This is a genomic window from Neisseria sp. 19428wB4_WF04 (assembly GCF_015235335.1).
In the GTDB taxonomy this organism is placed as follows: domain Bacteria; phylum Pseudomonadota; class Gammaproteobacteria; order Burkholderiales; family Neisseriaceae; genus Neisseria; species Neisseria musculi.
This window is the reverse complement of the sequence record NZ_JADGLG010000213.1, coordinates 1-374: the sequence shown is the minus strand read 5'-3', so window position 1 is coordinate 374 and position 374 is coordinate 1. Positions and strand designations below refer to the sequence as shown.

General features: G+C 64.7%; 1 protein-coding gene. It reads left to right on the top strand.

What is annotated here, in order from left to right:
- Positions 1–374: Ig-like domain-containing protein (locus tag IR141_RS14310; RefSeq protein WP_209304467.1), on the top strand; the 374-nt coding region annotated here is incomplete at both ends.

Genomic DNA, 374 nt, shown 5'->3' with positions numbered 1-374 from the left:
CCACCGCCCCGATGATCAGCGTAGACGCGCCGGACAACAGCAGTGACAACACCCCGACCATCAGCGGCAAAACCGATGCGCCCGCCGGTTCGGTGGTAACCGTAGTGGTAACCGGTTCGGACGGCCAAAGCCAAACCGTTACCACCACCGTCAAGGCAGACGGCAGCTACAGCGTAGACGTGCCCAAAGCCCTGCCCGACGGCGGCTACACCGCCGAAGCCTCGGTGAAAGACCCGGCCGGCAACGAAGGCAAAGCCAAAGACAACGGCTCGGTCGACACCACCGCCCCGATGATCAGCGTAGACGCGCCGGACAACAGCAGCGACAACACCCCGACCATCAGCGGCAAAACCGATGCGCCCGCCGGTTCGGTG